Source organism: Nocardia sp. 149-1B (assembly GCF_057747975.1).
The window spans coordinates 360,625-384,687 of sequence record NZ_CM173233.1; the positions used below are offsets into that span (position 1 = coordinate 360,625).

A 24,063-nucleotide genomic window follows, 5' to 3' on the forward strand; every position below is an offset into this window, starting at 1 on the left:
CCGGTGGGAGACTTCGTCCCGCACGAGCTCGATCCGGCACCGAGAGCGAGGCGGCCGATGTCTGGGCAGTTCTACGAGGTGGAGACCAAGTACGACGTCGCCCCCGACGGTGGCGACGTCCCCGACCTGTCCGGGCTGCCGGGGGTCGACCGGGTGGCTCCGGTCGAGGAGCTCGACCAGACCGCGACGTACCTCGACACCGAGAGTCTGGCGCTCCTGACCGCCCGGGTCACCCTGCGTCGCCGGGTCGGCGGCGTCGACGACGGCTGGCACCTCAAGCTGCCCGCCGGTGAGGGCCGCCGCGAGGAGGTGCACGCGCCGCTCGGCGACCTGGACGACGGTGCTCCGGGTGAGCTGGTCGATCGGGTGCGCGCGATCGTCCGCGACCACCCGCTCGTCCCCGTCGCCGTGGTGCGCACCCGCCGCCGGGTCCACCGACTCCTCGACGCCGAGGGACGGGTGCTGGCCGAGCTGTGCGACGACCGGGTCGAGGCCGGCACCGCCGGGGGCACGGCGGACGCCGAGCAGTGGCGGGAGTGGGAGCTCGAGCTGGTCGACGGCCCCGAGGACCTGCTGGCCGCGGCCGTCCCCGTCCTGGTCGAGGCCGGGGCCACCCCGTCGGCCAGCGCCTCCAAGCTCGGCCGGGTGCTGGCGGAGTCCCTGCCACCCGGCCCGTCGTGGCGCGCGCTCGCCCCGGTCGGCCCGAAGGCCTCGACCGGCGAGGTGCTCCGTGCCTACCTGACCGAGCACTTCGAGCGGCTGCAAGCCGAGGACCGGCGGCTGCGATCGGGCGACCAGGAGGGTGTCCACCAGCTGCGGATCGCGGCGCGCCGGCTCCGCTCCGCGCTGGCGGCGTACGCCGAGGTGCTCGACCCCGAGGCGACCCGCACGGTCCGCGACGAGCTGCGCTGGCTGGGCGAGATGCTCGCCCCGGCTCGCGATGCCCAGGTGGTCCGCGAGCGCCTGCTCAGCATGGTCGCCGGCCAGCCGCCGGTGCTGGTGCTCGGACCGGTGGCAGCCCGGATCGACGACGAGCTGCGCGATGCGTTCCGGTCGGCGCGAGCCTCGGCCCGCGAGCAGCTCGACGGCGAGCGGTACTTCCGGCTGCTGGACCGCCTGGAGGCCGTCCTGGTCGAGCCGCCGCTGCTCCCCGAGGCCGACCGGCCCGCTCGTCGCCTGGTCCCCGAGCTGCTGCGCGCCGACCTGCGCCGGGTGCGCAAGCGCCACCGGGCCTACCTTGCGGCGGACTCCGCCGACGGGAGGGACCGCGCCCTGCACGAGATCCGCAAGGCCGCCAAGCGGTTGCGCTACTCGGCCGAGGTCGCCGCTCCGGCGTACGGCGAGCGCGCCTCGGCGCTGGCCGCGCGGGCGCAGGCCGTGCAGCAGGTGCTCGGTGAGCACCAGGACACCGTCGTCGCCCGGCAGATGCTGCGCGACCTCGGCGTCCGCGCCCACCTCGGCAACGAGAACGGCTTCACGTTCGGTCGCCTCCACGCCCTGGAGGAGGCGCGCGCCGCAGACCTCGAGGCGCGCTACCCGAGCGTGTACGCCGACCTGCCCACACCCTCCGGTCTGCGGAGCTGGCTCCGGCGATGAACGGTGGGCCGACCGTCCGGGTCGTGTGGGCGCACGGCGCCGACCGGGCGCTGGCGGACCGGATGCTCGCCGACCTACTGGCGGCCGACGTGCTGGGGACCGACGTGCTGGTCGCAGGCGAGCATGCAGTGCACCGGCTCTGCCCGTGGTGTGGAGCGGCCGACCATGGCCGCCCGGTGCTGGCCGGCCGCTCCGAGCCGCACCTGAGCATCAGCAGGGCCGCCGGGCTCACCGTCGTCGCGGTGTGTGACACCGCACCGGTCGGCGTGGACGTCGAGCGGGCGGACGCCGCCGGACCCAGGTCGAGCACCGTGACCTGGGTGCGCACGGAGGCGGTGCTCAAGGCCACGGGCCACGGACTGCGGCTGGACCCGACGACGATCCGGCTCAGCGCTCCGGAGGAAGAGCCGGAGCTGATCGGGTGGCCGGAGGCGGACCCCCCGATCGTGCGCCTGTACGACGTCGAGACGGTCCCCGGCTACGCGGCAGCGGTCGCGGTGCTGACCACCGACCCGGTGACGGTGCTGGTCAGCCCGGCAACGCCGGGAGCTGCTCGCGCCACAGCCACTCCGTGAACAGCTCGCCCAGCGACTGGCCGGCCAGCTCGTGCGCGAGCTCGGTGAACTGCGTCGTGTTGACCGACCCGTGGGCGTGGCGGTGCACCCACTCCCGCAGCAGCGTGAAGAACGTGTCGTCGCCGATCTGCGTGCGCAGCGCGTGCAGGGTCAGCGCCCCGCGCTTGTAGACCCGGTCGTCGAACATGTCCGCGGCGCCCGGGTCGCCGAGCAGCAGGTCCTGGGGGAGGTCGTCGAGGCGGTGCCAGTGCTCCTCGGCGCGCTCCTGCGCGGTCGGGCCGCCCGACTCCTCCGACCAGAGCCACTCGGCGTAGCAGGCGAACCCCTCGTGCAGCCAGATGTCGCGCCACGACGAGGCCGTCACCGCGTTGCCGAACCACTGGTGCGCGAGCTCGTGGGCGACCAACCGCACCGAGTCCCAGTCGTCGGTGAGGAAGTTGGACCCGAAGATCGACAAGGTCTGGGCCTCCAGCGGGATCTCCAGCGGGTCGTCGGTGATCACCACGGTGTAGGAGGAGAACGGGTAGGGCCCGAACCGCTCGACGAAGAACGTCATCATGTCCACCTGCCGGCCGAATCCGGACTCGAAGTCCGCGAGCCGCTCGGGTGGCAGCACCGCGGTCATCGGCACGACGGCGCCGGGCAGCTGGCGGGCGACGTACCGCCCGATCTGGACCGTGGCGAGGTACGTCGCCATCGGCTCGCGCTGCTCGTAGACCCAGGTCGTGGCCCCGGCCCCCTGCCGACGCGAGGACAGGGCCCCGTTCGCGACCACGTGGTACGCCGCGGGAGCGGTCACCTCGATGCGGTACGCCGCCTTGTCGTCGGGGCGGTCGTTGCACGGGAACCAGGTCGGCGCGCCGTTGGTCTGTCCGGCGACCAGCACGCCGTCGGTCAGCTCTTCCCAGCCCATCCCGTCGTCGCCGTCGGCGACCGGCCGGGGGCGCCCGTGGTAGCGCACGACCACGCGGAACGTGCTGCCGGCGGCGATCGTGCGCCGCGTCCGCACCACCAGCCGGTCCTGCTTGTGGGTGTAGCGGGCCACCGGGGTGACGTCGACTCGCACCCGGTCGACCTCCAGGCCGTGGAGGTCGAGGGCGAGCTCGTCGAGGTCCTCGTGCGCCACGGCCTCGATCTCGGCGTGCCCGTCGAGCCTGTTGCCGTCGACGCGGTAGTCCAGGCGCAGGTCGTAGTGCGTCACCCCGTAGCGCGGGTCACCGAAGCCGGGGAAGTAGTCGTCCGACGCGGGCACGGACACCTTCACGGTTCGCTTCTCGAAGCCGGCACCGTCGCCTCGCCCTCCCTGTGCTGCTCGTCCCTGTGCTGTTCGTCCCTGTGCTGCTCGTCGCCGTGCTGCGCGTCGGTGGGCAGCTCGTCGGCCCAGGGGCCGATGGGATTGCCGATCCACCGTGTCTTGGCCGGGACCGACTCCCCGCGCATGACCAACGACACCGGCCCGACCGTAGCGTGCGGTCCAAGCACGGCGGCCGGGAGGATCACGCTGTGCGGCCCCAGGGTCGCCCCGGCCCCCAGCGTCACGGTGTCCATGCTCAGCACCCGGTCGTGGAACAGGTGGGTCTGCACGACGCAGCCCTCGTTGACGGTGGCGCCGTCGTGCAGGTGGACCAGGTCGGCCTCGGGCAGCCAGTAGGTCTCGCACCAGACGCCCTTGCCGATCCGGCAGCCCAGCGAGCGCAGCCACAGGTTGAGCACGGGGGTCCCGGTGGCGGCGCGGGCGAACCACGGCGCGGCGACGTACTCCACGAACGTGTCGGCCAGCTCGTTGCGCCACACGAACGAGCTCCACAGCGGATGGTCGCCGGGGCGCAGGCGCCCGACGATGACCCACTTCGCGGCCGCGGTCACCCCGGCCGCCACGGCCCCGCCGGCCATCAGGACCAGGCCCGAGACCACCGCCGCGACCCACCATCCGGCCCGGTCCGCGACCAGCACCAGGAGCGCCACGACCGCGAGCACGATGACGAAGTGGACCAGCACGGGCACCACGCGGAGCAGCTCGACGGCCGCGCGCGCCACCCGGAGCCGGGTGGCGGGTCGGTAAGTGCGGCTCTGGTCCGTCTCGTGCGCATCGCGGCGCAGCCGGGTCGGCGGGCTGCCGAGCCAGGCCGACCCGGCCTTCGCCTTCGTACGCCGAGGGGCGGCGGACAGCACCGCCACCAGGCCCTGCTTGGGCACCTTGCGTCCGGGCGCGGTCATCCCGGAGTTGCCGACGAACGCGTGCTTGCCGACCTTGACGCGCCCGATCCGCAGCCATCCACCGCCGAGCTCGTAGCCGCCGAGCAGGGTGTCGTCGGCCAGGAACGCGCCGTCGCCGACCGAGGTCAGCTTGGGGATCAGCAGGACGGTCGAGGCCTCGGTGTCCTTGCCGACGTGGGCGCCGAGCGCCCGCAGCCAGGTCGGGGTGAGCCAGCTGGAGTAGAGCGGGAACAGCCAGGTGCGCGACTCGTCGAGGACCCGCAGGATCGACCAGGCCTGCCAGGCCCGCAGCCCGTGCACGGGATAGTGCCCCTCCTCCAGCCCGAGCGAGAGCAGCCGGACCAGCGCCCACACGGTGACGAGCAGGCAGCCGGCTGCCACGAGCACCAGCACCGGCAGGCGCACGAGTGCCGCGCCGGTCGCCTCGCCGAGCGATGCGGTGTCGCGTACGCCGGGGGCGGTGACGAGCATGCCGACGAGGATCGCCAGCAGGGGCAGGAGCGAGATGGCCGCCGCGATCGCGGCGTACCCGAGGATCCACACCGGGCGGTTCGCCGGGGCGTCGTCCCACGGGCCGCGGGCCGGGCCGGCGTGCGTGGCGGGCGCGCCCGACCACGCCTCGCCCTCGGGCACCTCACCGAAGACGGCCGACCCGGGTGCGATCTCGGCCCGCTTCCCGATCCGGGCGCCGGGCGCGAGCATGCTGCGGGCGCCGATCCGCGCCAGGGGGCCGATGTCGATCGCGCCGAGGTGCAGGACGTCCCCGTCGAGCCAGTGCCCGCGCAGGTCCACCTCGGGCTCGATCGAGCAGGCGGTGCCGAGCCGCAGCATGCCGGTCACCGGGGGCAGCGAGTGGAGGTCGACGTGCCGGCCGACCCGGGCACCGAGCGCCCGGGCGTACACGCGCAGCCAGGCCGCACCGGCCAGGTTGGCCGCGCCCATCTCGTCGGCCAGCCGCTCGGCGAGCCACAGACGCAGGTGGACCCGCCCGCCGCGCGGGTACACGCCCGGGCCGACGCCGTGCAGCAGCGCACGTGCGCCCAGGGCGGCGAGCGCCATCCGGCCGGGCGGTGACACCAGCAGCAGCCAGCCGATCCCGACCCACCACCAGGAGACGGTCGGCACCCAGGCGAGGTCCAGGGAGGAGGACGCGACATCGGCGCCGGCAGCGGTCCAGGTGAGCCACCGCAGCCCGCTGATGGTCCGCAGCCCGACGTTCGCGACGACCTGCCCGGTCTGGGTCTTGAGCGGCACAGGCGGGACCGGCCGGTTCGCGGCCGAGGCCGACGTCGACGACATCGCGTCGAGCAGGCCGGCCAGGCCGTCGAGGGTGGGGTGTTCGTAGACGTCGGCCACGGTCGTGTCCGGGAACCGGGCGCGCAGGCGCCCGACCAGCTGCGCGGCGGTCAGGCTGCCGCCGCCGAGGTCGAAGAAGTCGTCGGTGCCGCTGCCGGCCTCCGCGCCGAGGATCTCGCTCCACAGGTCCTGCAGCCAGGCGGCCGTGCCCTCGAGCCGCCGCCCGGCTGGCCCCTCCGCCCCGGGCACCGGCCACGGGAGCGCGTCGCGGTCGATCTTGCCCGAAGTCTTGGTCGGGAGGTCGTCCACGCGGGCGAGCCGCGGGACCAGGGCCGCCGGCATCGTGCGCCGCAGGTGCTCGATGGCGCGTACGCCGTCGAAGGTCTCGTCGACCGCGACGTAGCCGACCAGCAGCCGGTTGCCGGCGCCCGTCGTCCGCACGGCCGCGGCGGCACCGGTCACCCCGGGGAGCGCGAGCAGGGTGTTGTCGATCTCGCCGAGCTCGATGCGCCGGCCCCCGATCTTGACCTGGTCGTCGGCCCGCCCGACGAAGACCAGTCCCTCCTCCTCGTGGCGCACCACGTCGCCGCTGCGGTAGGCACGCTCCCACCCGAGGGTCGGCATCGGCGCGAACTTCTCGGCGTCCTTCTCCGGGTCGAGGTACCGCGCCAGCCCGATGCCGCCGATGATGAGCTCGCCGGCCTCACCCGGCGCCACCGGCAGCCCGGCCTGGTCGACCACCGCGAGGTCCCAGCCGTCGAGCGGCAGCCCGATCCGCACCGGACCGTCGCCGCTGAGCCGGGCGCCGCACGAGACCACGGTTGCCTCGGTGGGGCCGTAGGTGTTCCACACCTCCCGCTCCGCGGTCGCGAACCGGCTGCCGATCTCGGGCGGGCACGCCTCGCCACCGAGGATCAGCAGCCGGACGGCGGCGAGGGCCTCGACGGGCCAGAGCAGGACCAGCGTGGGGACCGTCGACACCACGGTGATGTCGTTGGCGATCAGCCACGGGCCCAGGTCCATGCCGGAGCGCACCAGCGAGCGTGGCGCCGGCACCAGGCAGGCCCCGTGCCGCCAGGCCAGCCAGATCTCCTCGCACGAGGCGTCGAAGGCGACCGACAGGCCGGCCATCACCCGGTCCCCGGGCCCCAGGGGGCACTCCTGCAGGAACAACCGGGCCTCGGCGTCGACGAGACCGGCGGCCGAGCGGTGGGTGACCGCGACGCCCTTGGGGGTCCCGGTCGACCCGGAGGTGAAGATCACCCACGCGTCGTCGAGCGGGGTCGGGCCGTCCGGCTCGATGGGGGAGCGCGGGGTGCCGTGGATGGCGATCGTGACGGCCTCCCCGATCACGGCCGCGACGCTCGCCTCGCCGAACACCGTGCGGGCGCGCTCGTCGGGGTCGTCCGCGTCGACCGGCACGTACGCCGCGCCGGCGAGCATGATCCCCAGGATCACGACGTACAGCTCGACGGTGCCGGAGCTGACCCGGACGCCCACCCGGTCGCCGGGGCCGATCCCCAACTGGTGCAGCGCGGCGGCCACCTCCTCGGCGGCCTCGCCGAGCTCGGTGTAGGTGAGGACCTCGGCCCCGTTGTCGAGCGCGGGTGCCTCGGGGTGCGCCAGCTGGGTGTCGCGGAAGACGTCGACCAGCGTCCGCGGCTGCGGCGCGCGGTCCGATCGGAGCAGCGTCACCGGCGAGCGCCCTGTCGACGACGGGTCGGTCGGTTCGGTCCAGGGGCCACGAGGCGCGAGTCTCGTGGACCAAGGTGAACGGTCGGTGACGGCATCTCGCGGCCGCCTCTCTGGAAGTCCGCGGCGGTTCGTTCAGTATCCCGCGTCTCGTGCCGATTGGCCTTGCGAGCAGCCGCCCGTCCGTCTCGAGGTAGTCCGTGCACGTCGACCGATCCGCCCTCCTGGGCCGACCGTGAAGAGCCTTCTGGTCTCCTGGGTCGGCGTGGGCTCGATCCTCGCGGCGGGTGCCGCCGGGTACGTCGGGGTCACCGCGGCCCAGGTCGTCTCGATGGCCACCGCGGACGAGGTGAGCGCGACCGCCGTCGCGGACCCGCCGGTGCTCGCGACCCGCTCGACCGCGCCGGCACCTGCGGCTGCTCCTGCGGCCCGGGCGGCAGAGTCCTCGCGCAGCGCCACCGCCGCGCCCACGACGGCCGTCGAGCCACGGTCGGCGTCGGAACCTGCGGCTCGCGCCCGCCCGTCGGCGCCGGCGCGGAGGACCGCGGAGCCGCCGACCGCGCGCACCCGCCAGCGACAGCTGGAGATCAAGCACGCGAGGTGGGCCGACCGGCAGCTGTCGGCGATGCTGCGGGCGACGCCGCACTCCGTGCTGTGGTTCGGCGGGGCCGACTGGATGACCCCCGTCGCCGACTATCACCTGACCGCGCGCTTCGGTGAGACCAGCAGCCTGTGGTCCTCGACCCACACCGGTCTGGACTTCGCTGCCCCGACCGGCACCCCGGTCAGAGCAGCGGCGGCCGGCACGGTGACGTCCGTCGGTTGGGCGGGCGCCTACGGCAACCGGATCGAGATCACGCTCCCCGACGGCACCGAGACCTGGTATGCCCACCTCTCACGCACCGACGTCCGCGTCGGCACCCAGGTGGGCACGGGCGCCTCGATCGGCGCGGTCGGAGCCACCGGCAACGTCACCGGTCCGCACCTGCACTTCGAGGTCCGGCCCGGGGGCGGCGATCCCGTCGACCCCGAGGTCGCCCTCGAGCAGCACGGCGTACGTCCCTGAGGCCCCGAACGTGCGACGAGGCCCCCGCCGAACCCGGCGGGGGCCTCGTCCCGCGGTCCGGAGACCCCCGGTGGTGGTGGGCAGGGGCGGGGTCGAACCGCCGACCTTGGAAGCTTGACCTTCCTGAGGCTCCCCGGCGGCCTTGGTCCTAGAGAAAGGGGGGTGGACCGCGGGCCTGATGGTGGCTGTCAATCCGTGCGGGACGAGAGTCATGGCAGCACCCAGGAGCTATCCCGACGAGCTGCGTGAGCGGGCCCCGAGAGGATGGACGTGGAACTCTGGTCAGAGCGTTCCGAGTGCCCTCAAACGACCGAGAGGCCCGACTCAGGTCCAGAGCCTCTAGCCCAGAAGGGGCCTCCTCGTTCTGCGCCGTACTCACGGCGGCACTTTCATCGGTAGATCAGTGTTCAGGCTGGCACTTACCTGTTACCCGGCGGGCGTACTCATCACGCTCGCCAACTAGCTACAGGCGGCTTCAACTCAGGCTTGAAGCGATTCGCTCCAGCCGGTCGTCCAAACTTCCTCTCGGTCCTTGGACGCGGGCGATGCCGCCCGACTTCAATGCAACCAGTATCTGATCGACCGCACCCGCTTCAGAGCCGGAACTCATATACACAGACATGCCGTTCAGTTCGCCGACGGTCCCACCCCATTGCGTTGCCAATCTGGCAAACCACTCGCGCACCCCGGCGCCTGGAGGCGCTTCCTCGTAGAAGATCCATGCGGGCGCATCTCCGAGAAGGATGACCGGCTGGACCTCGCTTCCGTTGCAGAAGCCAGCGCCAGTGACGGAGAACCCGGCTCGTGTCTCATCGGGGAGTACGACTGTCACGGGCCCCGCCTCGACGCGGTCTACGGTGACTTCCTGCATCTTCGGGCAAACCTCGCCCGGTTCGAGCTCCACTGCCGGGACCCCATCACCAAACGGATCGGATGCCTCCCCGCGACCGGCGCCCGCACTGACATCCGGCGCTGGCGCCCGTCCGTCGAGCCACGTTGTCCCCGCGGCAAGCAAGGAGACTGGGACTATTATCCCACCCGCGAACGCGACGTGTCGGCGGCGACGCAGAACTCGACCCTTCTTCGTCAGCTGGTAAGGATCGGCATGGCTGCTCGGCAATCGTGCGGCCGCGCGAGTAATCCATTCACGCGCAGTTTCCTCAGTTGTATTCATTAGCGTCATCCCCTATCCATGTCTGCATTTGGCGCAAATTTCGATATCTCAGCAAGTGCCCGGGAGGACCGACTCTTGACGGTCCCTAGACGGATCTTTAGTAGTCTTGCGGTGTCACTCACGCTAAGCTCCAAATAGAAGCGAACTAGCAAGATCTCACGGTGTTCCGGAGCGAGTCTCTGAAGGGCTTCGATCGCGACGTCCGCATCCTCAGAATCGTCAGTAAGATCGCGGGAGTTGCGTTGCGCAAGGTTGGGATTGGCCATGGCGAGCTCACGGTGCCGATAGGCGCGACGCGCCTCGGTGCGTACGCTGTTGAAGAGGATCCGATAGACGTACGCTTCCGGGTTGTGGGCCTTACGAACCTTCGGCCAGTGGACGTAGGCCTTGAGCAAGGCTGCCTGTACCGCGTCCTCAGCGTCGTGCTGAGCACAGCCGAGCATCATCGCCGCCCGCAGTAGCGGTGTCCGCAACCGGTGAACGAACGCCGCGTAGTCATCGTCTAGGGGGCTCACGGAGATAAGACTTCGCTTGGGCCGCAGTTGGTTCCACATAGCGCCCGCAGGTTTCGGCGCGGCCCACCACGCGACCACGCGCCGCGTGGGGCGCAGGGATCCATGACCGCGCCCGCGTCGGGTAGCTCTTCGGTGGCGGTCTTGAGGCCGCTGAACCCGTCCATCGCGACGACCTCGATCCCCGTCGTGCTACGCCTCGGGCGTGCGGCGAGCCAGCTCTTGAACGCCTGCTTGGAGCGTCCCTCCATCATGTCTAGCGGCCGGGCGGTGCCGGTGCCGTCGCGGATCGGAGTGAGGTCGATGATCACGGTGGGGGCCGCTGCCTGGCGCATGCAGAGTGGCATGCATCTGCACGCCAGCGGAGCCATCCAGTCTGGCCGCCCACCGTCGTCGATCCGTCGGTCCCGACCCGCCCAAGACCGACGCGCACCCTTTCGCGTTGCGGCGAGCCCAACTGCAATGGGAACCGCAGCTGGAGGCGACTAAGCCCCCGCCGGGACTCCCGGCGGGGGCTTCGTCTTCGCAGGTCAGAGACCCGCGGTGGTGGTGGGCAGGGGCGGGGTCGAACCGCCGACCTTCCACTTTTCAGGCGGACGCTCGTACCAACTGAGCTACCTGCCCCACTCCAAGGTCGAAACGCGTTGCTGACCTGCACAGACGCATCCCGAGGTCCCTTGGACCTGCAGAAGCATACAGGGGCCGGGCGTGCTGTCTCACATCGGGACGCGCGGGGCGAAAAGTTGGCGCCGTCGAGGATCGGGAATGAATCGCGCCCCCCCTGCATTGAAGTGGTTGAACTTTCCACCACATCGTCTCAGGAGCACCGACATGGGCCTCTTCTCCCGCAAGTCCACCACCACGCTGGTCGCCGAGCCGGCCACCGACTCGAGCACCGCCGTCGCGGACGTCGCCGGCGACTACACGATCGACCCCACCCACACCCGGATCGGGTTCAGTGCCCGCCACGCGATGGTGACCACGGTCCGCGGGCACTTCAGCGACTTCGAGGGCACCGCCCACATCGACACCGTCGACCCCGCCGCGTCGTCGGTCCGGCTCTCGATCAAGGCCGAGAGCATCGACACCGGTGTCGCCGACCGCAACGGGCACCTGGTCTCCGCGGACTTCTTCGATGTCGAGAACCACCAGGCGATCACCTTCGTCTCGACGAAGGTCGAGCGCGACGGCACCGACTGGGCGATCACGGGCGACCTCACGATCAAGGGCGTCAGCAAGCCGGTGACCGTCGAGTTCGAGGAGGCCGGCTCGGCCCGCGACCCGTTCGGCAACCTCCGCGTCGGCTTCGAGGGTGCGACCGCCATCAACCGCAAGGACTGGGGCCTCGCGTGGAACGCCGCGCTCGAGACCGGCGGCGTGCTCGTCTCGGAGAAGATCAAGCTCGAGTTCGACGTCTCGGCGATCAAGAACGCCTGACCGACCACGTCGAGGACGGCCCGGCCCACCTGGCCGGGCCGCCCCAGGCGGGCGGTGCCTGATCCACCTCGGCCGCCCTCGTGGGCGTGGATCGCCCACCGCCGGCCCGCACCGGCCCGCGCTCACGAGTTCCGGGCAAGGTTCCTGAGATAGATGCCTATGCTGGCCGCATGGTGTCGGTCCAGGACGTCGGCCTCGCGGTCAAGCGCCTGCAGTGGCACCACCACCGCGAGGCCAACCGCCGGCTCGCCTCGATCGGGCTCTCCCTGGTCCAGTGGGACGTGCTGCGCCACCTCCACCAGCGGCCCGACGCGTCCCTGCACGCCTTGGCCGAGCTGACCTTCCAGACCGACCAGTCCATGGGCGAGCTCGCCCGCCGGATGGTCGACCGCGGCCTGCTCGAGCGGGTCGAGGGGCCCGGGCGCGCGGTGCGGCACCGCATCACCGGGCCCGGCGAGGAGGCACGCGTGGCCGGCTCGACGGTGTTCGACGGCGTCCTCGAGGAGACGGTCGGCCGCCTGGGACGCCAGGACCGCGAGACCCTGCACGCCCTGCTCCTCGAGAGCCTCGGCTGACCGGTCCCGCTCGGGGTCGGGACGACGGTGCGCGCTTGATAAGGACCTTGATCTAAGGAACCTGATATATTCGGCACGTGACCGACTCCGCCCCCTCCGCCATCACCCTCGACGTCCCCGACCTCGGGCGCGTCGACCTCGAGGTCTCCGCGCGCGGCCAGGGCAGCACGGTGCTGCTCCTCCATGGCGGTGGCGGGCCGCTCACCGTGAACCCGTGGGCGGAGCGGCTGGCCGCGACCCGGCCGGCGCGGGTGCTCACCCCCGTCCACCCGGGCTTCGCCGGCACCCCGCGGCCGGCCGGGCTGGCCTCCATCGGAGATCTCGCGCGGACCTACGCGGCGCTCATCGACGCCCTGGACGTCGATGAGGTCACGGTGGTCGGCAACTCCATCGGCGGCTGGATCGCGGCCGAGCTCGCGCTGCTCGGCTCCCCGCGCGTTGCCCGGCAGGCCCTCGTCGACGCGGTCGGCATCGAGGTCCCCGGCCACCCGGTCGTCGACTTCTTCGAGCTGGACTTCGCCGAGCTCGCCGACCGCAGCTACCACGACCCGGCGCGCTTCGCCCTGGACCCGACCGCGCTCCCCGAGCCGGCGCGGGCGGCGATGGCCGGCAACCGCGTCGCGCTCGAGACGTACGCCGGTCGCGCGATGGCCGACCCCACGCTCGCCGGCCGCCTCGCCGCGGTGGCCTCGCCGACGCTGGTCGTCTGGGGCGAGGCGGACCGGATCGCGGACCCGGCGTACGGCCGTGCCTATGCGGCCGCGATCCCCGGGGCCGGCTACCGGCTGCTGCCCGAGGTCGGCCACCTGCCCCAGGTCGAGGCGCCCGACACGCTCACCGATGTCGTGTGGGAGTTCGTCGAGACCCGCAGCTGAGCGTGCCCGGCTCGCTTTGGAGCCGGTCGAGAACCGACCCTATGCTGTCTCGAAGCGTGTCCGGCCCCCATCGTCTAGCGGCCCAGGACCCCGCCCTTTCACGGCGGTAGCACGGGTTCGAATCCCGTTGGGGGTGCCAGCTCCTTGCGGTCGGACGATGGGAGCCATCGTCTAGCGGGCGGGCTGCTCGGGACCCCGCCCTTTCACGTCGGTAGCACGGGTTCGAATCCCGTTGGGGGTGCGAATCTCGCCCGGCCCGGGCCTCGATTGGGAGCGGGCGCGGTCTGTAGGTTAGAGTTCCCACCGCTTCGGCAACGAGGCGAAGCAGCACCATGAGCAGCACACGAGGCCCCGTAGCGCAGTTGGTTAGCGCGCCGCCCTGTCACGGCGGAGGCCGCGGGTTCGAGTCCCGTCGGGGTCGCCAGCAGATGCCCCGGATCGAGAGATCCGGGGCGTTCGCCATTTCGTGCCAGGTCAAGGCGTTCGGTTTCGGTGCCGAGCCCACAATGGGGCCATGGCGATCGAGATGGGCGCGGCGGACTTCGATGCTCTGGTCGACCGTGCGCTCGACGACATCCCCGACGAGATCGCCACCCTGGTGCGCAACGTCGTCGTGCTCGTCGAGGACGAGCCGCCGCCGGGAGAGCCCGACCTGCTCGGCCTGTACGACGGGATCGCGCTCACCGAGCGGTGGGGCGAGCCGATGATGGAGTTGCCCGACCGCATCTTCGTGTTCCGCCGGCCGCTGCTGGAGATGTGCCACACCGAGCAACAGCTGGTCGAGGAGGTGCGCATCACGGTCGTGCACGAGATCGCCCACCACTTCGGCATCGACGACGAGCGGCTGCACGACCTCGGCTACGCCTGACCCGACCGTCCCGTCCGCCGGGTCAGGAGAGGCTGCGGTCCGCGAGCTCGGCGTCGTCCCAGGTCCGGGGCGGGTCGCCCTGCTCCTGGCGCACGAACTCGCTGAGGAACCACCGCTGGAAGCGCTGCTGCTCGGGGGTCCGGGCCAGCGACAGCAGCCGCTCCTCGCGGCAGAAGGCGTCGGCCAGGTCGAGCAGCTCGATGAACCGCCCGATCGTCGCCGCGGTCTGCCGAGGCATCGCCACGCGCAGGTCGGCGGCGGCCGCCCCGGACCGGAGCGCCTCCTCGATCTGCTCGGCACCGATCCCGTCACGCAGGTCGCGCTCGAGCGACCCGAACAGGTCCGAGAGGTCCTTGGCGAGCGGGTACTCGTGCTCGTGCGCCAGGGCGAGCAGACGGACCTCCCGGCGCAGCTCGCGGTAGTGACGCTGGAAGCCCACGAACGTGCGCAACGGCACGCCGTGGATCTCGATACGCAGCTCGTCCGGCGACGGCTCGGCTGGCACCGACGGGGTGATCACGCCGGTGACCACGCCCTCCACCAGCTCGTCACCCGCGTGGTCCCGCGGGGTGAACCAGACGATCTTGCTGTCCTCCTCGACCTCGACCCCCCAGGCCACCGAGCAGCGCGCGACGATGCTCAGCCCGCGCCCGAAGGTCAGCAGCAGGTCGTCCTCGTCCTGGACGGCGGTCGGCATCAGCGGGAGCTCGAGCGAGCCGTCACGCACCTCCACGCGCGGGTGCTCGCGGGTGCCGCGCACCCGGACCGAGAGTGGCGGGGCTCCGTGCAGCAAGGCGTTGGTGACGAGCTCGGAGACGCCGAGCTCGGCGCACTCCACCAGGTCGCTGCGACCGATGTCGTGGCACGTGCTGACCACCCACCGGCGTGCGTCCTGCACGCCACGGGGACCCGCGCCCAAGGACAGGGCTGGCCTGTTCAGCGGCACGGTGGTCTCCACGGCGTAGGGGCGATGCGGCGGGCGGGCGGGGGAGGGCTGGCGACGATGCCAGTGTCCGCTCGTGTACCCGAGAGATTTCAGCATGAAACATCCGTCGGACACCGAGCATCCGGCGGTCCAGACGGCCCCGGGGCGACGCGATCCGCAACGCCGGGCCGGTGTGACGGACAGTACCCGTCGCCAGGTGTCCCGACACGGGTGCTCCGGAAGAATGCGGGTACGGGAGGTTGTTGGACACGATAGGAACCCCACGTCGTACGAAAGGCCCCTCATGGCAGGCACCGAGGCAACGCGTTCGATCACAGGTACGCCGTCTCGCCGGCACCAGGTCGTGATCATCGGCTCGGGCTTCGGCGGTCTCTTCGGCACCAAGGCCCTGCGCCGTGCCGACGTCGACGTGACGATGGTCGCGAAGACCACGCACCACCTCTTCCAGCCGCTGCTCTACCAGGTGGCGACCGGCATCCTGAGCCAGGGCGAGATCGCCCCGCCGACCCGCGAGATCCTCAGCGGCCAGAAGAACGCCACGGTGCTGCTCGGCGAGGTCACCGACATCGACCTCGAGGCCCGCACGGTCACCTCGCACGTGCTGGGCCGCCCGACGGTCACGCCGTACGACTCGCTGATCGTGGCCGCCGGCGCCGGCCAGTCCTACTTCGGCAACGACCAGTTCGCCGAGTACGCCCCCGGCATGAAGAGCATCGACGACGCCCTCGAGCTGCGGGGGCGGATCTTCGGTGCGTTCGAGATGGCCGAGCTGGGCGCGGCTCGCGGCGAGAACGTCGACCACCTGCTGACGTTCGTCGTCGTGGGCGCCGGTCCGACCGGCGTCGAGATGGCCGGCCAGATCGCCGAGCTGGCGCAGCGGACGCTGCGCAAGGACTTCCACCACATCAACACCCGCACCGCGCGGGTGATGCTGGTCGACGCCGCTCCGCAGGTGCTGCCGCCGTTCGGCGCCAAGCTCGGCGAGAAGACCAAGACCGAGCTGGAGAAGCTCGGCGTCGAGGTGGTCCTCGGCGCGATGGTCACCGACGTCGACGAGCGCGGCATCGAGATGAAGTTCAAGGACGGCCGGGTCGAGCACGTCCACAGCGTGACCAAGATCTGGGCCGCCGGCGTCCAGGCCAGCTCGCTCGGGCGCACGCTCTCGGAGCAGACGGGCGCACACCTCGACCGGGCGGGGCGGATCTCGGTCAACCCCGACCTCACGCTGCCGGGTCACCCGGAGGTCTTCGTCGTGGGCGACATGATCGCGCTCGACAATCTCCCGGGCGTCGCGCAGGTCGCGATCCAGGGCGCCAAGTACGCCGCGAAGGAGATCGACCACCGGCTGCGGTCCAAGCCCTCGCAGGGGCCGTTCAAGTACTTCGACAAGGGCTCGATGGCGATCATCAGCCGCTTCCGGGCGGTGGCGATGATCGGCAGGCTCCGGATCACCGGCGTGCTCGCGTGGCTGATGTGGCTCGGGCTGCACCTGATCTACATCACCGGGTTCAAGAGTCGCATCACCGCGCTGCTGCACTGGGCGGTCTCGTTCGTGGGCCGTGGCCGGTCCGAGCGCACCACCACCGAGCAGCAGATCTTCGCCCGCAGCGCGCTGAACCGCCTCAAGCACGGCGCCGCCGACCTGGTCTCCGACCCGGGTGCTTACGACGCGGCCCGCGACCTGCTCGAGACCACGCGGCGCGCCGAGCTGGAGGCGCAGGCGCGGGAGGAGGCGCGGCTGACCGACGCCGGTGAGCGCGGCGTCAAGACCGGCGAACGGGTCTGACCCTCTCGTCCGGTCGGTCGGTCACTCGAAGTAGCTCGGGGTCGCCGCGGGGTCCTGCGCCGCGATCGCCTCGCGGGCCCACCTGGGCAGGATGAACACGCCCTCGGCCTCCACCGTGACGCCCTCGGCGTCCCGCAGGTGGCCCTTGGCCCACGTCTTGATCCCCTCGCTGCGGTCGATCCACGCCTCGGCGCGCAGGTCGCCGAGCGGGGTCCCGCGCCGGTAGCGCAGCGTCAGCGTGCCGGTCATCCCGGGCTTGCCGCCGGCCCCGGCCGCCTCGCCGAGCATCTGGTCGAGGATCAACGCCGAGACGCCGCCGTGGACCAGGCCCGGGGGGCCTTCGTACGCCGCCCCCAGGTGGAAGTCCGACCAGGCCCGGCCGGTCTCGTCGTGGTCGATGACCAGTGGTGGGGCGATCGCGTTGCGCAGCCCGACCACGGAGTTGCCCCACGGCCGGCCCCGGCCGGTCGCCCCGAAGCGGACGCCGTACGCCCCGTCGAGCTGGCGGACCCGCAGCCGCGCGGTGAGCGCCTCGACCTCGGCCTGGACGGCCCGGATCTCGTCGTCGTCGACCTCGGTGCGGATGGTCGCGTCGACCAGCTCACGCACCGCTTGGGCGAACGGCCCGTAGAGCGCCTTCTGGCGCTCGAGCTCCTCGGCGGTGATGTCGTCCTGCACGTATCCGGGCACGCCCGGATCCTAGAACAGGTTGCAGTTCACCGACGCCGGTAGTGCACCTCGGCGCAGTGGGTGTGGAGTGCCCTCATCAGCTCCTCGGCGTCCACCGTCGAGGCATCGAGGACGTACGGCGCCAGGCCGCGCCGGTGGAACTGCACCTGCCAGGAGCGCTCGCCCGGCAGCCCGACGACCTCGACCCGCGCGCGCGGGTCGGCGAGGTCGAACACGTGGCGCCCGCCGTCGCGGAGGATCTCCAGCCGGCTGCCGCTGAGCTGCACGCAGGCGGGGGACTGCCGCAACCACCTCCGCCAGGTGCCGAGGGTGACCAGGACGAGGGCGATCGCGACGCCCAGCGTGAGCGCTCCGGGGTCGGCGTACGCGACGGCGACCTGGATCAGCGCGAACACCGACGCCACGAACATCACGAAGCCGGTCACTGCCCGGCTGCGGACGGGGATGCTCAGGTCGAGTGCCGGGGTGGCGGGCGCGACCTGAGCCGCGCCCACCGGCCCCCGTGCGTCCGAGTCCCCGCAGTCCTCCGGAGACTGCGAGATCACGGCAGGATCCGACTGCCGGGACGATTCGATGAGAGCCGGAAGAGCCGCGCGAGCGAGGTCCTCGATCACCGCGAGCCCGGGCTCGCGACCGTCGGCGGAGAGCCAGCCCTCCAGCAGATCGAGGGAGGACACGTGCTTCTCCTCCGGAATCGCGCTCCCCATACCCCGAGAACGCCTCCGCCAATCCTGCGTTACGCAGATGCGTGGCACTGGTCTGGTCCACCCACGGCCGCCGCAGCCTCGCGAGCGCGGGACCAGCCGGGAAAATTGAGTGAACCGCCGGCGTCTCGGGTCACCGACGGTTCAACAGTCCGAGAGGCTAGGGCTCCCCGCGTGCGAGCGCACCGGGTTCGCCGGAAACCGTGCGACTGGCTTAGACCGGTCTCGCTCGGTAGGCCCCGTGGGGCTCGAACCCACAACCCGTGGATTAAAAGTCCACTGCTCTGCCAGTTGAGCTAGAGGCCCAGCGTCCCGGCGCCCGTGGTTCACCCGGGAGTGAAGTCATCGATCACCCGGGATGCACGCCGTTCCGAGGAGATCCTAGTGCCGCGGAAGGGACCGCCTGGCGGCGCGCGCCTCGCTGCGCCGGCCGGCCGGGAGCTGCGCCGGCAGCTTCGCGCGCGGGCCCGCGCGCACGCCCGCGCCCGGGGCCAACCATGGACTAGTCCACTTCTCGTTTTCGGGTTGTCTGGACCTCTGCACTGCTAGAACCGGGTTCACACCGTGACGGTGATCACAAAGGAGGCTCGGATGTCAGACAACTTCAAGACGATCGTGCAGCGCCTGAACCAGGACACGGAGCTGCGCGACCGGGTGATGAACGCCGGCTCCAACGAGGAGCGCAAGCAGATCATGCAGGACGCAGGCCTGCCGACGCCGACGGCCGAGGAGATCGCGAACTCGCAGTCCCTGGCCGACGTCGCCGGCGCCGGCAACACGACGACGTACGTGACCACCAGCATCAAGGTCGCCGCGGCGTTCGCCGTCTGAAGAGTTGCGCGGTCGGCCCGATCGCCGGCCGCGCAACCATTCAACCCACCCCATGACTGGGACCTCCACGCTGGCGGTTGCCGGCGTCCCCCCCGCGCGGGTCGACCTGAGTGGCGTCCTCGACGCCGATCGCGCCGCCGACCTGCTCGGTGCCGAGCTTCGACAGCTTCCGGGCGAGGCGCCCCGGCTCCGAAGCGCCGAGGACACCTGGCGGCTCATCGAGCCTCACCTGGGCGACTACGGCATCACGCGCGTGGCGCACCTGACCCACCTCGACCGCATCGGCATCCCCGTCCACATGGCGATGAAGCCGTCGGGCCGCACCCTCTCCAGCGGCAGCGGCAAGGGGCTCACCGAGCTCGGGTCGACCCTGAGCGCGGTGATGGAGGCGATCGAGCAGACCTTCTGGGAGGAGGCCGCCCCGCCGGTCCGGACCGCGCCGCAGTCGGAGCTCGCGGCCGCCGGGGAGGCGTACGTCGCCTTCGACGCCGTGCCGCTGATGCGGGACAACATCCTTTCGGCGAGCCTGCCCCTGCGGTGGATGAGGTACTGGGACCTGGTCGCCGGCGAAGAGGTGTGGGCGCCGGCGGAGACGGCCTACCTGCCGTTCGCGCACGAGCCGTCCCTCATCAGCGGGGTGCTCAGCTCCTCCAACGGCCTGGCGAGCGGCACCGACTTCCTCGAGGCCGTGCTCTCCGCCCTGATGGAGCTCATCGAGCGCGACGGGATCACCTTGGGCTACCTGACCGGCACCGCACGACCGGTCGAGCTCGGCCCCGCTGCCGGGGCGCCGTGGGCACCGCTGGTCGAGCTCGTCGACCGGGCCGGCCTCCAGCTGACCGTGTTCGACAGCGCGAGTGCCGATGTCGGCATCGCGACCTACCGGGCCTCGCTCGAGGACCCGGCCGGGAGTGGAGTCGGGAGCTTCGTCGGGTACGGCACCGCGCTCGACCCCGACGTCGCACTGGTCCGCGCCATCACGGAGGCGGCCCAAGGCCGATGCGTGGTCGTCGCCGGCGCCCGCGACGACATCTTCGAGATGCAGCGACGGGCCGGTCTGCGGATCGCCCGGCGGCAGGCGGGCCCACCCGCCGGGCCGCTGCAGCCGCGGCGTGACATCGACCGGTCGACCGGATCGATCCTCGGTGACGTCGAGACGGCCGTGGAGTGCCTGCGCCGGGCGGGGTTCGAGCGGGTCCTCGTGCACCGCTACACCGGCGACGACGAGCCGGTCCAGGTGGTGCGCGTCCTGGTGCCGGGACTCGAGGGCTACAAGTTCGCCTACTACACCCCGGGCCCGCGGGCCCGCGCGCACCTGGCCGGCGTGCGATGACCCGCCTGGCCTTCGTCGGACCGTCGCTGGCCGCCGACGACGCCCGCGCCGTCGATCCGGGCCTGCTGGTCCTGCCGCCGGCCGGCATGGGCGACCTGATCTCCGCGGCACGCCGCCACCGACCGAGCGCGATCGCCCTGATCGACGGGACGTTCATGCAGAACATGTCGGTGTTCCACAAGGAGATCCTCCACCTGCTCTCGCAGGGCATCCGTCTGGTCGGCGCCAGCAGCATGGGCGCCATCCGGGCCGCCGAGATGCAGCCCTTCGGGATGATCGGGGTCGGCCAGGTGTTCCGAGGCTTCGCCGAAGGCTCGATCACCGACGACGACGAGGTGGCGCTCAGCCACACCGATGCCGACGACGGCTACCGCGCGCTCAGCGAGGCGATGGTCAACATCCGCGCCACCCTCGACCACGCCGTCGCCGCCGGCATCCTGGCGCGGCCCGACGCCGACGTCCTAGTGCGGCTGCAGAAGCAGCGCTGGTTCCCCGAGCGCAGCCTGCCCGGCGTCCTCTCCGACGCCCGGCGCCTGGGCACCCTCGACGCCGAGGCTCTCGCCGGGCTCGAGGCGCTCCTGCGGGCCGGCGGGATCAACGTCAAGCGCGCCGACGCCCTCGAGGCCATCGCGGTGCTCGCGGCCCTCCCCGAGGAGCTCGTCGCCCCGGCCGAGCGGCCGGCGATGACCGTCTCGAGCGCCTATCTGAGCACCCTCGACCGAGACGTCTCTGTCGGCGGCGACGACGGCCACCACATCACGTTCGAGCGGATCCGCTTCCACTGTGCGCTCAACGACTCCGAGTTCGAGGAGACCTGGCGGCGCTCGCTGCAACGCGGCGTCCTGCTGCGGTTCGCCGCCCACGTGGGAGTGGAGCCCGACCCCGAGGACCGTGTCGCCGCGCGGCAGCAGGTGCTGGCCCGGCTCCGCTGCGAGCCGGACCGCATCGAGGAGCGGCTCGAGCAGCTCGACATGTCGACGACCGACCTCGACGAGCTCGTCGCGGGCGAGGCGCTCATCCTGCGCCTCGAGCGCTGGCTCATCGCCCAGGCCAAGCACGCCATCGCCACGCGACCGTTCCTCAACGAGCTCCGGCTCAGCGGCCGCTACGAGGAGGTACGCCGGCAGGCCGGCCTCTTCGACGCGCTCGCGCGCCGGAGCCCGGCCAACGAGCTGCCCCTCCCGATGGGCCAGCTGATGGGGATCCAGTCCGCGCTGACCGGCTGGCAGATCCCCGACGACATCGACGCCTACATCGAGGATCGTGCGCTCGGCGACCGGGCGCACCTCTACGACCAGCTGATGGTCAGCGTGGTGGCGCTCCACGAGCTCTTCGCGTTCCCGCTGGCGGAGGCCCCGGCGGAGGGCGACCAGGTCCCCGGCCACACCCCGCGCCAGATGAACACCCGGGGCGGGTGACCGAGATGGCGTCGTACGAGCTGCGGGAGGTCGCGCCGACCAGCCTGCCCTCCGGTGCCGTCGCCGGGTTGTCGGTCGTGGGAGGGATGGTGACGATCGAGCTGCCCGGTCGCGGCCGGGTCGGCGTGGCCGGTGACCGGGTGGTCGTCGAGGCGACCTCCGTGGAGGCCGGTGCGGCCCTCCACGCCGAGCTCGCCACCTGGGTCCGGGGTCAGCAGTACCGGCAGGCCGGCCTGCTGGCCTTCGGCGGAGCCTGCGTCCGGCTCGACGACCGGGCCGTGGTGCTCGCTGCCCGACCGCGCAACGGTGCGTCCTTCGCCGCGCTCGGCCTCGTGCGCGCCGGTGGGGAGCTGGTGTCCGACGGGGTGACCGGCATCCGGTCGGCCCCCGATGGCTACCTCGCGGTCTGCGGTCGGCCCGCCATCGAGCTCGACGCTGCGGCGGTCTCCCCGGGCAGTCAGCTCCAGGTGCGACCGGCGGGCACGGGCACGCCCCGCGTCCTCGCCGACGTACCGCACACGACCCTCGAGACCCCGGTGGCCTCCGTGGTGGTCCTGGTGGCCCGGATGAACCTTCGTGAGACGTCCGTGATCGGTGCCCACGAGGACATCGTCCCAGCGCGACTGCTGACCACCGCCGTCCCGGACCTGGCGGACCCGGATCGGTCCAGGGGCTCGGTGACCGACCTGGCCCGAGCGGTCCCGGTCACTACGCTGTTGCTGCCGGTGCGTGCGTCGTCGCCCGCGGAGCTCGCCGATGCGGTCCTCGGGGCCCTCGACCTGGTCGGTGCCCGTTGACCGCGGCCGCCCGGGTCGCCGCCGGGACGACGGTGTGGTGCGCGTCGTACCCGAAGTCGGGCAACACCTGGCTCCGCGCGCTGCTCACCGCCTACAGCTCCGGTGGCCACGTCGACATCAACAAGCTCGACGGAGGTGACCAGCCCGGCGCCCACGCCATGCTCTTCGACCTCCTGGGCCTCGGTGTCAGCGGTCTGCCGCCCCGAGACGTCGAGCCCCTCCGGCGACTGACCACCCAGCTGAGCAGCAGCACGGACGGCTCGCTGCAGTACCGCAAGGTGCACGACGCCTACGGCCCGGCGGGTGACGGAGTCCCGCGCTTCCTGCCCGATCACACCCGTGTCGTCGCGTACGTCGTCCGCGACCCGCGCGCCGTGGCGGTCTCCTGGGCCCACCACCTCAACGTCAGCCACGAGGAGGCGGTCGAGATCATGCGGAGGCCCCCGCCTCCGAGCTACTTCGGCTCGCCCTGGCTGACCGGGGAGTCCGGGTACGTCCTCGGCACGTGGTCCGAGCACGTCGAGTCGTGGCTCGACCAGCGCGAGCTGCCGGTGGTCGTGGTCCGCTACGAGGACCTCCTCGCCGACCCGGTCTCGGGCCTGCGCGGGGTCCTGGTGGCGGCAGGGGTCCCTGTCGATGGCCCACGACTCGAGGCGGCCGCGGAGGCCTCGTCGTTCGGGGCGCTCGCAGCCCAGGAGATCGTCAACGGCTTCATCGAGGCGCCCCGGGCCGACCGGCCCTTCTTCCGGCGGGGCGAGGGCGAGGGCTGGCGTCGCGAGCTCGATGCCGGCCTCGCGGATGCGATCGAACGGACCCACGGGACGGTCATGGAGCGTCTCGGCTACCCGAGAGGAGGAGGCGCATGACCCCGCCCACCAAGCCCCCGACGGCCGAGACCCGGTTCGTCGGCGTCGCCCGCGACCCCGAGGCGCTCGACCAGGTCGTCGGCGTGACGCCGCTGCGCGCCTGGCTCGCGCTCGGGTCCGTCGTCGTCGCCCTCGTCGTGGCACTCGTGTGGTCACTCACGGCGCGGATCCCCCAGCAGTTCAGCGTGCCCGCGGTGATCTACGACCCCGGGGCGGGCGAGGTGATCGCCGGTGCGGCCGGCTCGGTCGAGCTGCTGTCGGTCGAGCCCGGGCAGCATGTGGCGGCGGGCGACGAGATCGCCGCGATCCAGACGGTCGACGACCGGGTGGTCCACGTGACGGCGCGCGCGGACGCGATCGTGCGCGACATCCTGGTGCAGCCCGGCCAGGGTGTCGCGCCACTGGACACGATCGCCACGTTGGCCTCGGAGACGTCCGCGGCCGACGCCGTCCACCTCGTCACCTTCGTCTCCGCACAGCGCGCCGATGAGTACTTCTTCGAGGGCGGCACGCTCCTGATCGACGTCCCCGACATCACGACCGGCCTCTCGCGGACATTGCGCGCGCGGGTCACGTCGGTCGCCGAGGTGCCCTCGTCCCTGGAGGGAGTGGTCGCCGAGGTGGGTGACAGCGGGCTCGCCCAGCAGCTCGCGGACGCCGCCGACGGGTCGCCGTACCGGATCGAGGCCACCATCGACCCGCAGACCGACGGGCATCCCGCACATCTCACCAGCGGCCAGGTCGCCTCCGCGACCGTGGTCTACGCCAACCCGCACCCGATGGGCCTGCTGTTCGGCGGACGGCACTGA

Annotated in this window: 21 protein-coding genes, 5 tRNA genes and 1 pseudogene; 17 read left to right on the forward strand and 10 right to left on the reverse strand. The window is 72.1% G+C overall.

Going from position 1 to position 24,063, the window contains the following annotated elements:
* The first annotated feature begins 57 nt into the window (after positions 1-57).
* Together AC3ANS_RS01675 and AC3ANS_RS01680 are read left to right on the forward strand one after the other, a co-directional pair.
* Positions 58-1,596: a CYTH and CHAD domain-containing protein gene (locus tag AC3ANS_RS01675; RefSeq protein WP_488294444.1), complete on the forward strand. Its 1,539-nt coding sequence runs from the start codon at positions 58-60 to the stop codon at positions 1,594-1,596.
* Positions 1,593-2,171, forward strand: coding sequence for a hypothetical protein (locus tag AC3ANS_RS01680; RefSeq protein ID WP_488294445.1), 579 nt, complete (start codon positions 1,593-1,595; stop codon positions 2,169-2,171). The genes AC3ANS_RS01675 and AC3ANS_RS01680 overlap by 4 nt, the downstream gene beginning before the upstream one ends.
* Here the strand turns inward: AC3ANS_RS01680 and AC3ANS_RS01685 are convergent.
* Together AC3ANS_RS01685 and AC3ANS_RS01690 are read right to left on the reverse strand one after the other, a co-directional pair.
* Entirely contained in the window at positions 2,125-3,435 is a 1,311-nt protein-coding gene (locus AC3ANS_RS01685; protein ID WP_488294446.1) for a M1 family metallopeptidase, read from the reverse strand. The two genes, AC3ANS_RS01680 and AC3ANS_RS01685, sit on opposite strands and share 47 nt — an antisense overlap.
* Positions 3,432-7,379: a Pls/PosA family non-ribosomal peptide synthetase gene (locus tag AC3ANS_RS01690; protein WP_488294447.1), complete on the reverse strand. Its 3,948-nt coding sequence runs from the start codon at positions 7,377-7,379 to the stop codon at positions 3,432-3,434. Before AC3ANS_RS01690 ends, AC3ANS_RS01685 begins: the two co-directional genes overlap by 4 nt.
* A gap of 232 nt (positions 7,380-7,611) precedes the next feature.
* On the opposite strand from AC3ANS_RS01690, the gene AC3ANS_RS01695 reads away from it, so the two are divergent.
* On the forward strand, positions 7,612-8,442 hold the full coding sequence (locus AC3ANS_RS01695; protein ID WP_488294448.1) for a M23 family metallopeptidase: 831 nt from the start codon (positions 7,612-7,614) through the stop codon (positions 8,440-8,442).
* Between the two features lie 475 nt (positions 8,443-8,917).
* Here AC3ANS_RS01695 and AC3ANS_RS01700 read toward each other — a convergent pair whose 3' ends face one another.
* The 4 genes and pseudogenes from AC3ANS_RS01700 to AC3ANS_RS01715 all read right to left on the reverse strand — a co-directional run bounded on the left by AC3ANS_RS01700 (position 8,918) and on the right by AC3ANS_RS01715 (position 10,752).
* The gene (locus AC3ANS_RS01700; RefSeq protein WP_488294449.1) at positions 8,918-9,346 is read right to left on the reverse strand and encodes a hypothetical protein; all 429 of its coding nucleotides are present in this window, start codon (positions 9,344-9,346) and stop codon (positions 8,918-8,920) included.
* A 275-nt stretch (positions 9,347-9,621) separates the two neighbouring features.
* Positions 9,622-10,131, reverse strand: coding sequence for a sigma-70 family RNA polymerase sigma factor (locus tag AC3ANS_RS01705; protein WP_488294450.1), 510 nt, complete (start codon positions 10,129-10,131; stop codon positions 9,622-9,624).
* Positions 10,132-10,226: 95 nt separating this feature from the next.
* Positions 10,227-10,442 (reverse strand): annotated as a pseudogene (locus AC3ANS_RS01710) (transposase); the annotation flags it as partial.
* Positions 10,443-10,675: 233 nt separating this feature from the next.
* Positions 10,676-10,752, reverse strand: a tRNA-Phe gene (locus AC3ANS_RS01715).
* Between the two features lie 207 nt (positions 10,753-10,959).
* Here AC3ANS_RS01715 and AC3ANS_RS01720 point away from each other — a divergent pair.
* The 7 genes from AC3ANS_RS01720 (at position 10,960) to AC3ANS_RS01750 (ending at position 13,883) form a co-directional block, all read left to right on the forward strand.
* Complete coding sequence (locus tag AC3ANS_RS01720; protein WP_488294451.1) at positions 10,960-11,565, forward strand: YceI family protein; 606 nt, start codon at positions 10,960-10,962, stop codon at positions 11,563-11,565.
* 170 nt (positions 11,566-11,735) lie between these two features.
* A complete protein-coding gene (locus AC3ANS_RS01725; protein ID WP_488294452.1) occupies positions 11,736-12,140 on the forward strand; it encodes a MarR family winged helix-turn-helix transcriptional regulator in 405 nt (134 codons plus the stop codon).
* A 77-nt stretch (positions 12,141-12,217) separates the two neighbouring features.
* Positions 12,218-13,015, forward strand: a complete 798-nt coding sequence (locus AC3ANS_RS01730) for an alpha/beta fold hydrolase (protein WP_488294453.1) — start codon at positions 12,218-12,220, stop codon at positions 13,013-13,015.
* 63 nt (positions 13,016-13,078) lie between these two features.
* Positions 13,079-13,154: transfer RNA gene (locus AC3ANS_RS01735), tRNA-Glu, on the forward strand.
* A 24-nt stretch (positions 13,155-13,178) separates the two neighbouring features.
* Positions 13,179-13,256, forward strand: a tRNA-Glu gene (locus AC3ANS_RS01740).
* Positions 13,257-13,362: 106 nt separating this feature from the next.
* A tRNA-Asp gene (locus AC3ANS_RS01745) sits at positions 13,363-13,439 on the forward strand.
* Between the two features lie 90 nt (positions 13,440-13,529).
* Positions 13,530-13,883: a metallopeptidase family protein gene (locus AC3ANS_RS01750; RefSeq protein WP_488294454.1), complete on the forward strand. Its 354-nt coding sequence runs from the start codon at positions 13,530-13,532 to the stop codon at positions 13,881-13,883.
* A 22-nt stretch (positions 13,884-13,905) separates the two neighbouring features.
* On the opposite strand, the gene AC3ANS_RS01755 is transcribed toward AC3ANS_RS01750, so the two are convergent.
* On the reverse strand, positions 13,906-14,829 hold the full coding sequence (locus AC3ANS_RS01755; protein WP_488294455.1) for an ATP-binding protein: 924 nt from the start codon (positions 14,827-14,829) through the stop codon (positions 13,906-13,908).
* A 283-nt stretch (positions 14,830-15,112) separates the two neighbouring features.
* Here AC3ANS_RS01755 and AC3ANS_RS01760 point away from each other — a divergent pair, with 283 nt between their 5' ends.
* The gene (locus tag AC3ANS_RS01760; protein WP_488294456.1) at positions 15,113-16,615 is read left to right on the forward strand and encodes an NAD(P)/FAD-dependent oxidoreductase; all 1,503 of its coding nucleotides are present in this window, start codon (positions 15,113-15,115) and stop codon (positions 16,613-16,615) included.
* A 21-nt stretch (positions 16,616-16,636) separates the two neighbouring features.
* Here AC3ANS_RS01760 and AC3ANS_RS01765 read toward each other — a convergent pair whose 3' ends face one another.
* The 3 genes from AC3ANS_RS01765 to AC3ANS_RS01775 all read right to left on the reverse strand — a co-directional run bounded on the left by AC3ANS_RS01765 (position 16,637) and on the right by AC3ANS_RS01775 (position 18,315).
* A complete protein-coding gene (locus tag AC3ANS_RS01765; protein WP_488294457.1) occupies positions 16,637-17,305 on the reverse strand; it encodes a PaaI family thioesterase in 669 nt (222 codons plus the stop codon).
* A gap of 26 nt (positions 17,306-17,331) precedes the next feature.
* Positions 17,332-17,982, reverse strand: a complete 651-nt coding sequence (locus AC3ANS_RS01770) for a hypothetical protein (protein WP_488294458.1) — start codon at positions 17,980-17,982, stop codon at positions 17,332-17,334.
* A gap of 260 nt (positions 17,983-18,242) precedes the next feature.
* A tRNA-Lys gene (locus AC3ANS_RS01775) sits at positions 18,243-18,315 on the reverse strand.
* A gap of 285 nt (positions 18,316-18,600) precedes the next feature.
* Between AC3ANS_RS01775 and AC3ANS_RS01780 the strand changes: the two genes are divergently transcribed.
* From AC3ANS_RS01780 to AC3ANS_RS01805, 6 genes are read left to right on the forward strand one after another with little or no spacing between them, the layout of a single operon-like run.
* On the forward strand, positions 18,601-18,840 hold the full coding sequence (locus AC3ANS_RS01780) for a hypothetical protein (RefSeq protein WP_488294459.1): 240 nt from the start codon (positions 18,601-18,603) through the stop codon (positions 18,838-18,840).
* Positions 18,841-18,892: 52 nt separating this feature from the next.
* Positions 18,893-20,173, forward strand: a complete 1,281-nt coding sequence (locus AC3ANS_RS01785) for a YcaO-like family protein (RefSeq protein ID WP_488294460.1) — start codon at positions 18,893-18,895, stop codon at positions 20,171-20,173.
* Positions 20,170-21,591 carry a TfuA-like protein gene (locus AC3ANS_RS01790; RefSeq protein WP_488294461.1) on the forward strand — a complete coding sequence of 474 codons (1,422 nt, stop codon included), beginning with the start codon at positions 20,170-20,172 and terminating at the stop codon, positions 21,589-21,591. The genes AC3ANS_RS01785 and AC3ANS_RS01790 overlap by 4 nt, the downstream gene beginning before the upstream one ends.
* Positions 21,588-22,388, forward strand: coding sequence for a hypothetical protein (locus AC3ANS_RS01795; RefSeq protein WP_488294462.1), 801 nt, complete (start codon positions 21,588-21,590; stop codon positions 22,386-22,388). Before AC3ANS_RS01790 ends, AC3ANS_RS01795 begins: the two co-directional genes overlap by 4 nt.
* Positions 22,385-23,254: a sulfotransferase domain-containing protein gene (locus tag AC3ANS_RS01800; protein WP_488294463.1), complete on the forward strand. Its 870-nt coding sequence runs from the start codon at positions 22,385-22,387 to the stop codon at positions 23,252-23,254. Before AC3ANS_RS01795 ends, AC3ANS_RS01800 begins: the two co-directional genes overlap by 4 nt.
* A complete protein-coding gene (locus AC3ANS_RS01805; RefSeq protein ID WP_488294464.1) occupies positions 23,251-24,063 on the forward strand; it encodes a biotin/lipoyl-containing protein in 813 nt (270 codons plus the stop codon). Before AC3ANS_RS01800 ends, AC3ANS_RS01805 begins: the two co-directional genes overlap by 4 nt.

What these genes read in the sequence shown, in the direction of transcription:
- AC3ANS_RS01675 (WP_488294444.1), top strand. Translation starts at nt 58, where the DNA reads ATGTCTGGGCAGTTCTACGAGGTGGAGACCAAGTACGACGTCGCCCCC.
- AC3ANS_RS01680 (WP_488294445.1), top strand. Translation starts at nt 1,593, where the DNA reads ATGAACGGTGGGCCGACCGTCCGGGTCGTGTGGGCGCACGGCGCCGAC.
- AC3ANS_RS01720 (WP_488294451.1), top strand. Translation starts at nt 10,960, where the DNA reads ATGGGCCTCTTCTCCCGCAAGTCCACCACCACGCTGGTCGCCGAGCCG.
- AC3ANS_RS01725 (WP_488294452.1), top strand. Translation starts at nt 11,736, where the DNA reads ATGGTGTCGGTCCAGGACGTCGGCCTCGCGGTCAAGCGCCTGCAGTGG.
- AC3ANS_RS01750 (WP_488294454.1), top strand. Translation starts at nt 13,530, where the DNA reads ATGGCGATCGAGATGGGCGCGGCGGACTTCGATGCTCTGGTCGACCGT.
- AC3ANS_RS01760 (WP_488294456.1), top strand. Translation starts at nt 15,113, where the DNA reads ATGGCAGGCACCGAGGCAACGCGTTCGATCACAGGTACGCCGTCTCGC.
- AC3ANS_RS01780 (WP_488294459.1), top strand. Translation starts at nt 18,601, where the DNA reads ATGTCAGACAACTTCAAGACGATCGTGCAGCGCCTGAACCAGGACACG.
- AC3ANS_RS01785 (WP_488294460.1), top strand. Translation starts at nt 18,893, where the DNA reads ATGACTGGGACCTCCACGCTGGCGGTTGCCGGCGTCCCCCCCGCGCGG.
- AC3ANS_RS01790 (WP_488294461.1), top strand. Translation starts at nt 20,170, where the DNA reads ATGACCCGCCTGGCCTTCGTCGGACCGTCGCTGGCCGCCGACGACGCC.
- AC3ANS_RS01805 (WP_488294464.1), top strand. Translation starts at nt 23,251, where the DNA reads ATGACCCCGCCCACCAAGCCCCCGACGGCCGAGACCCGGTTCGTCGGC.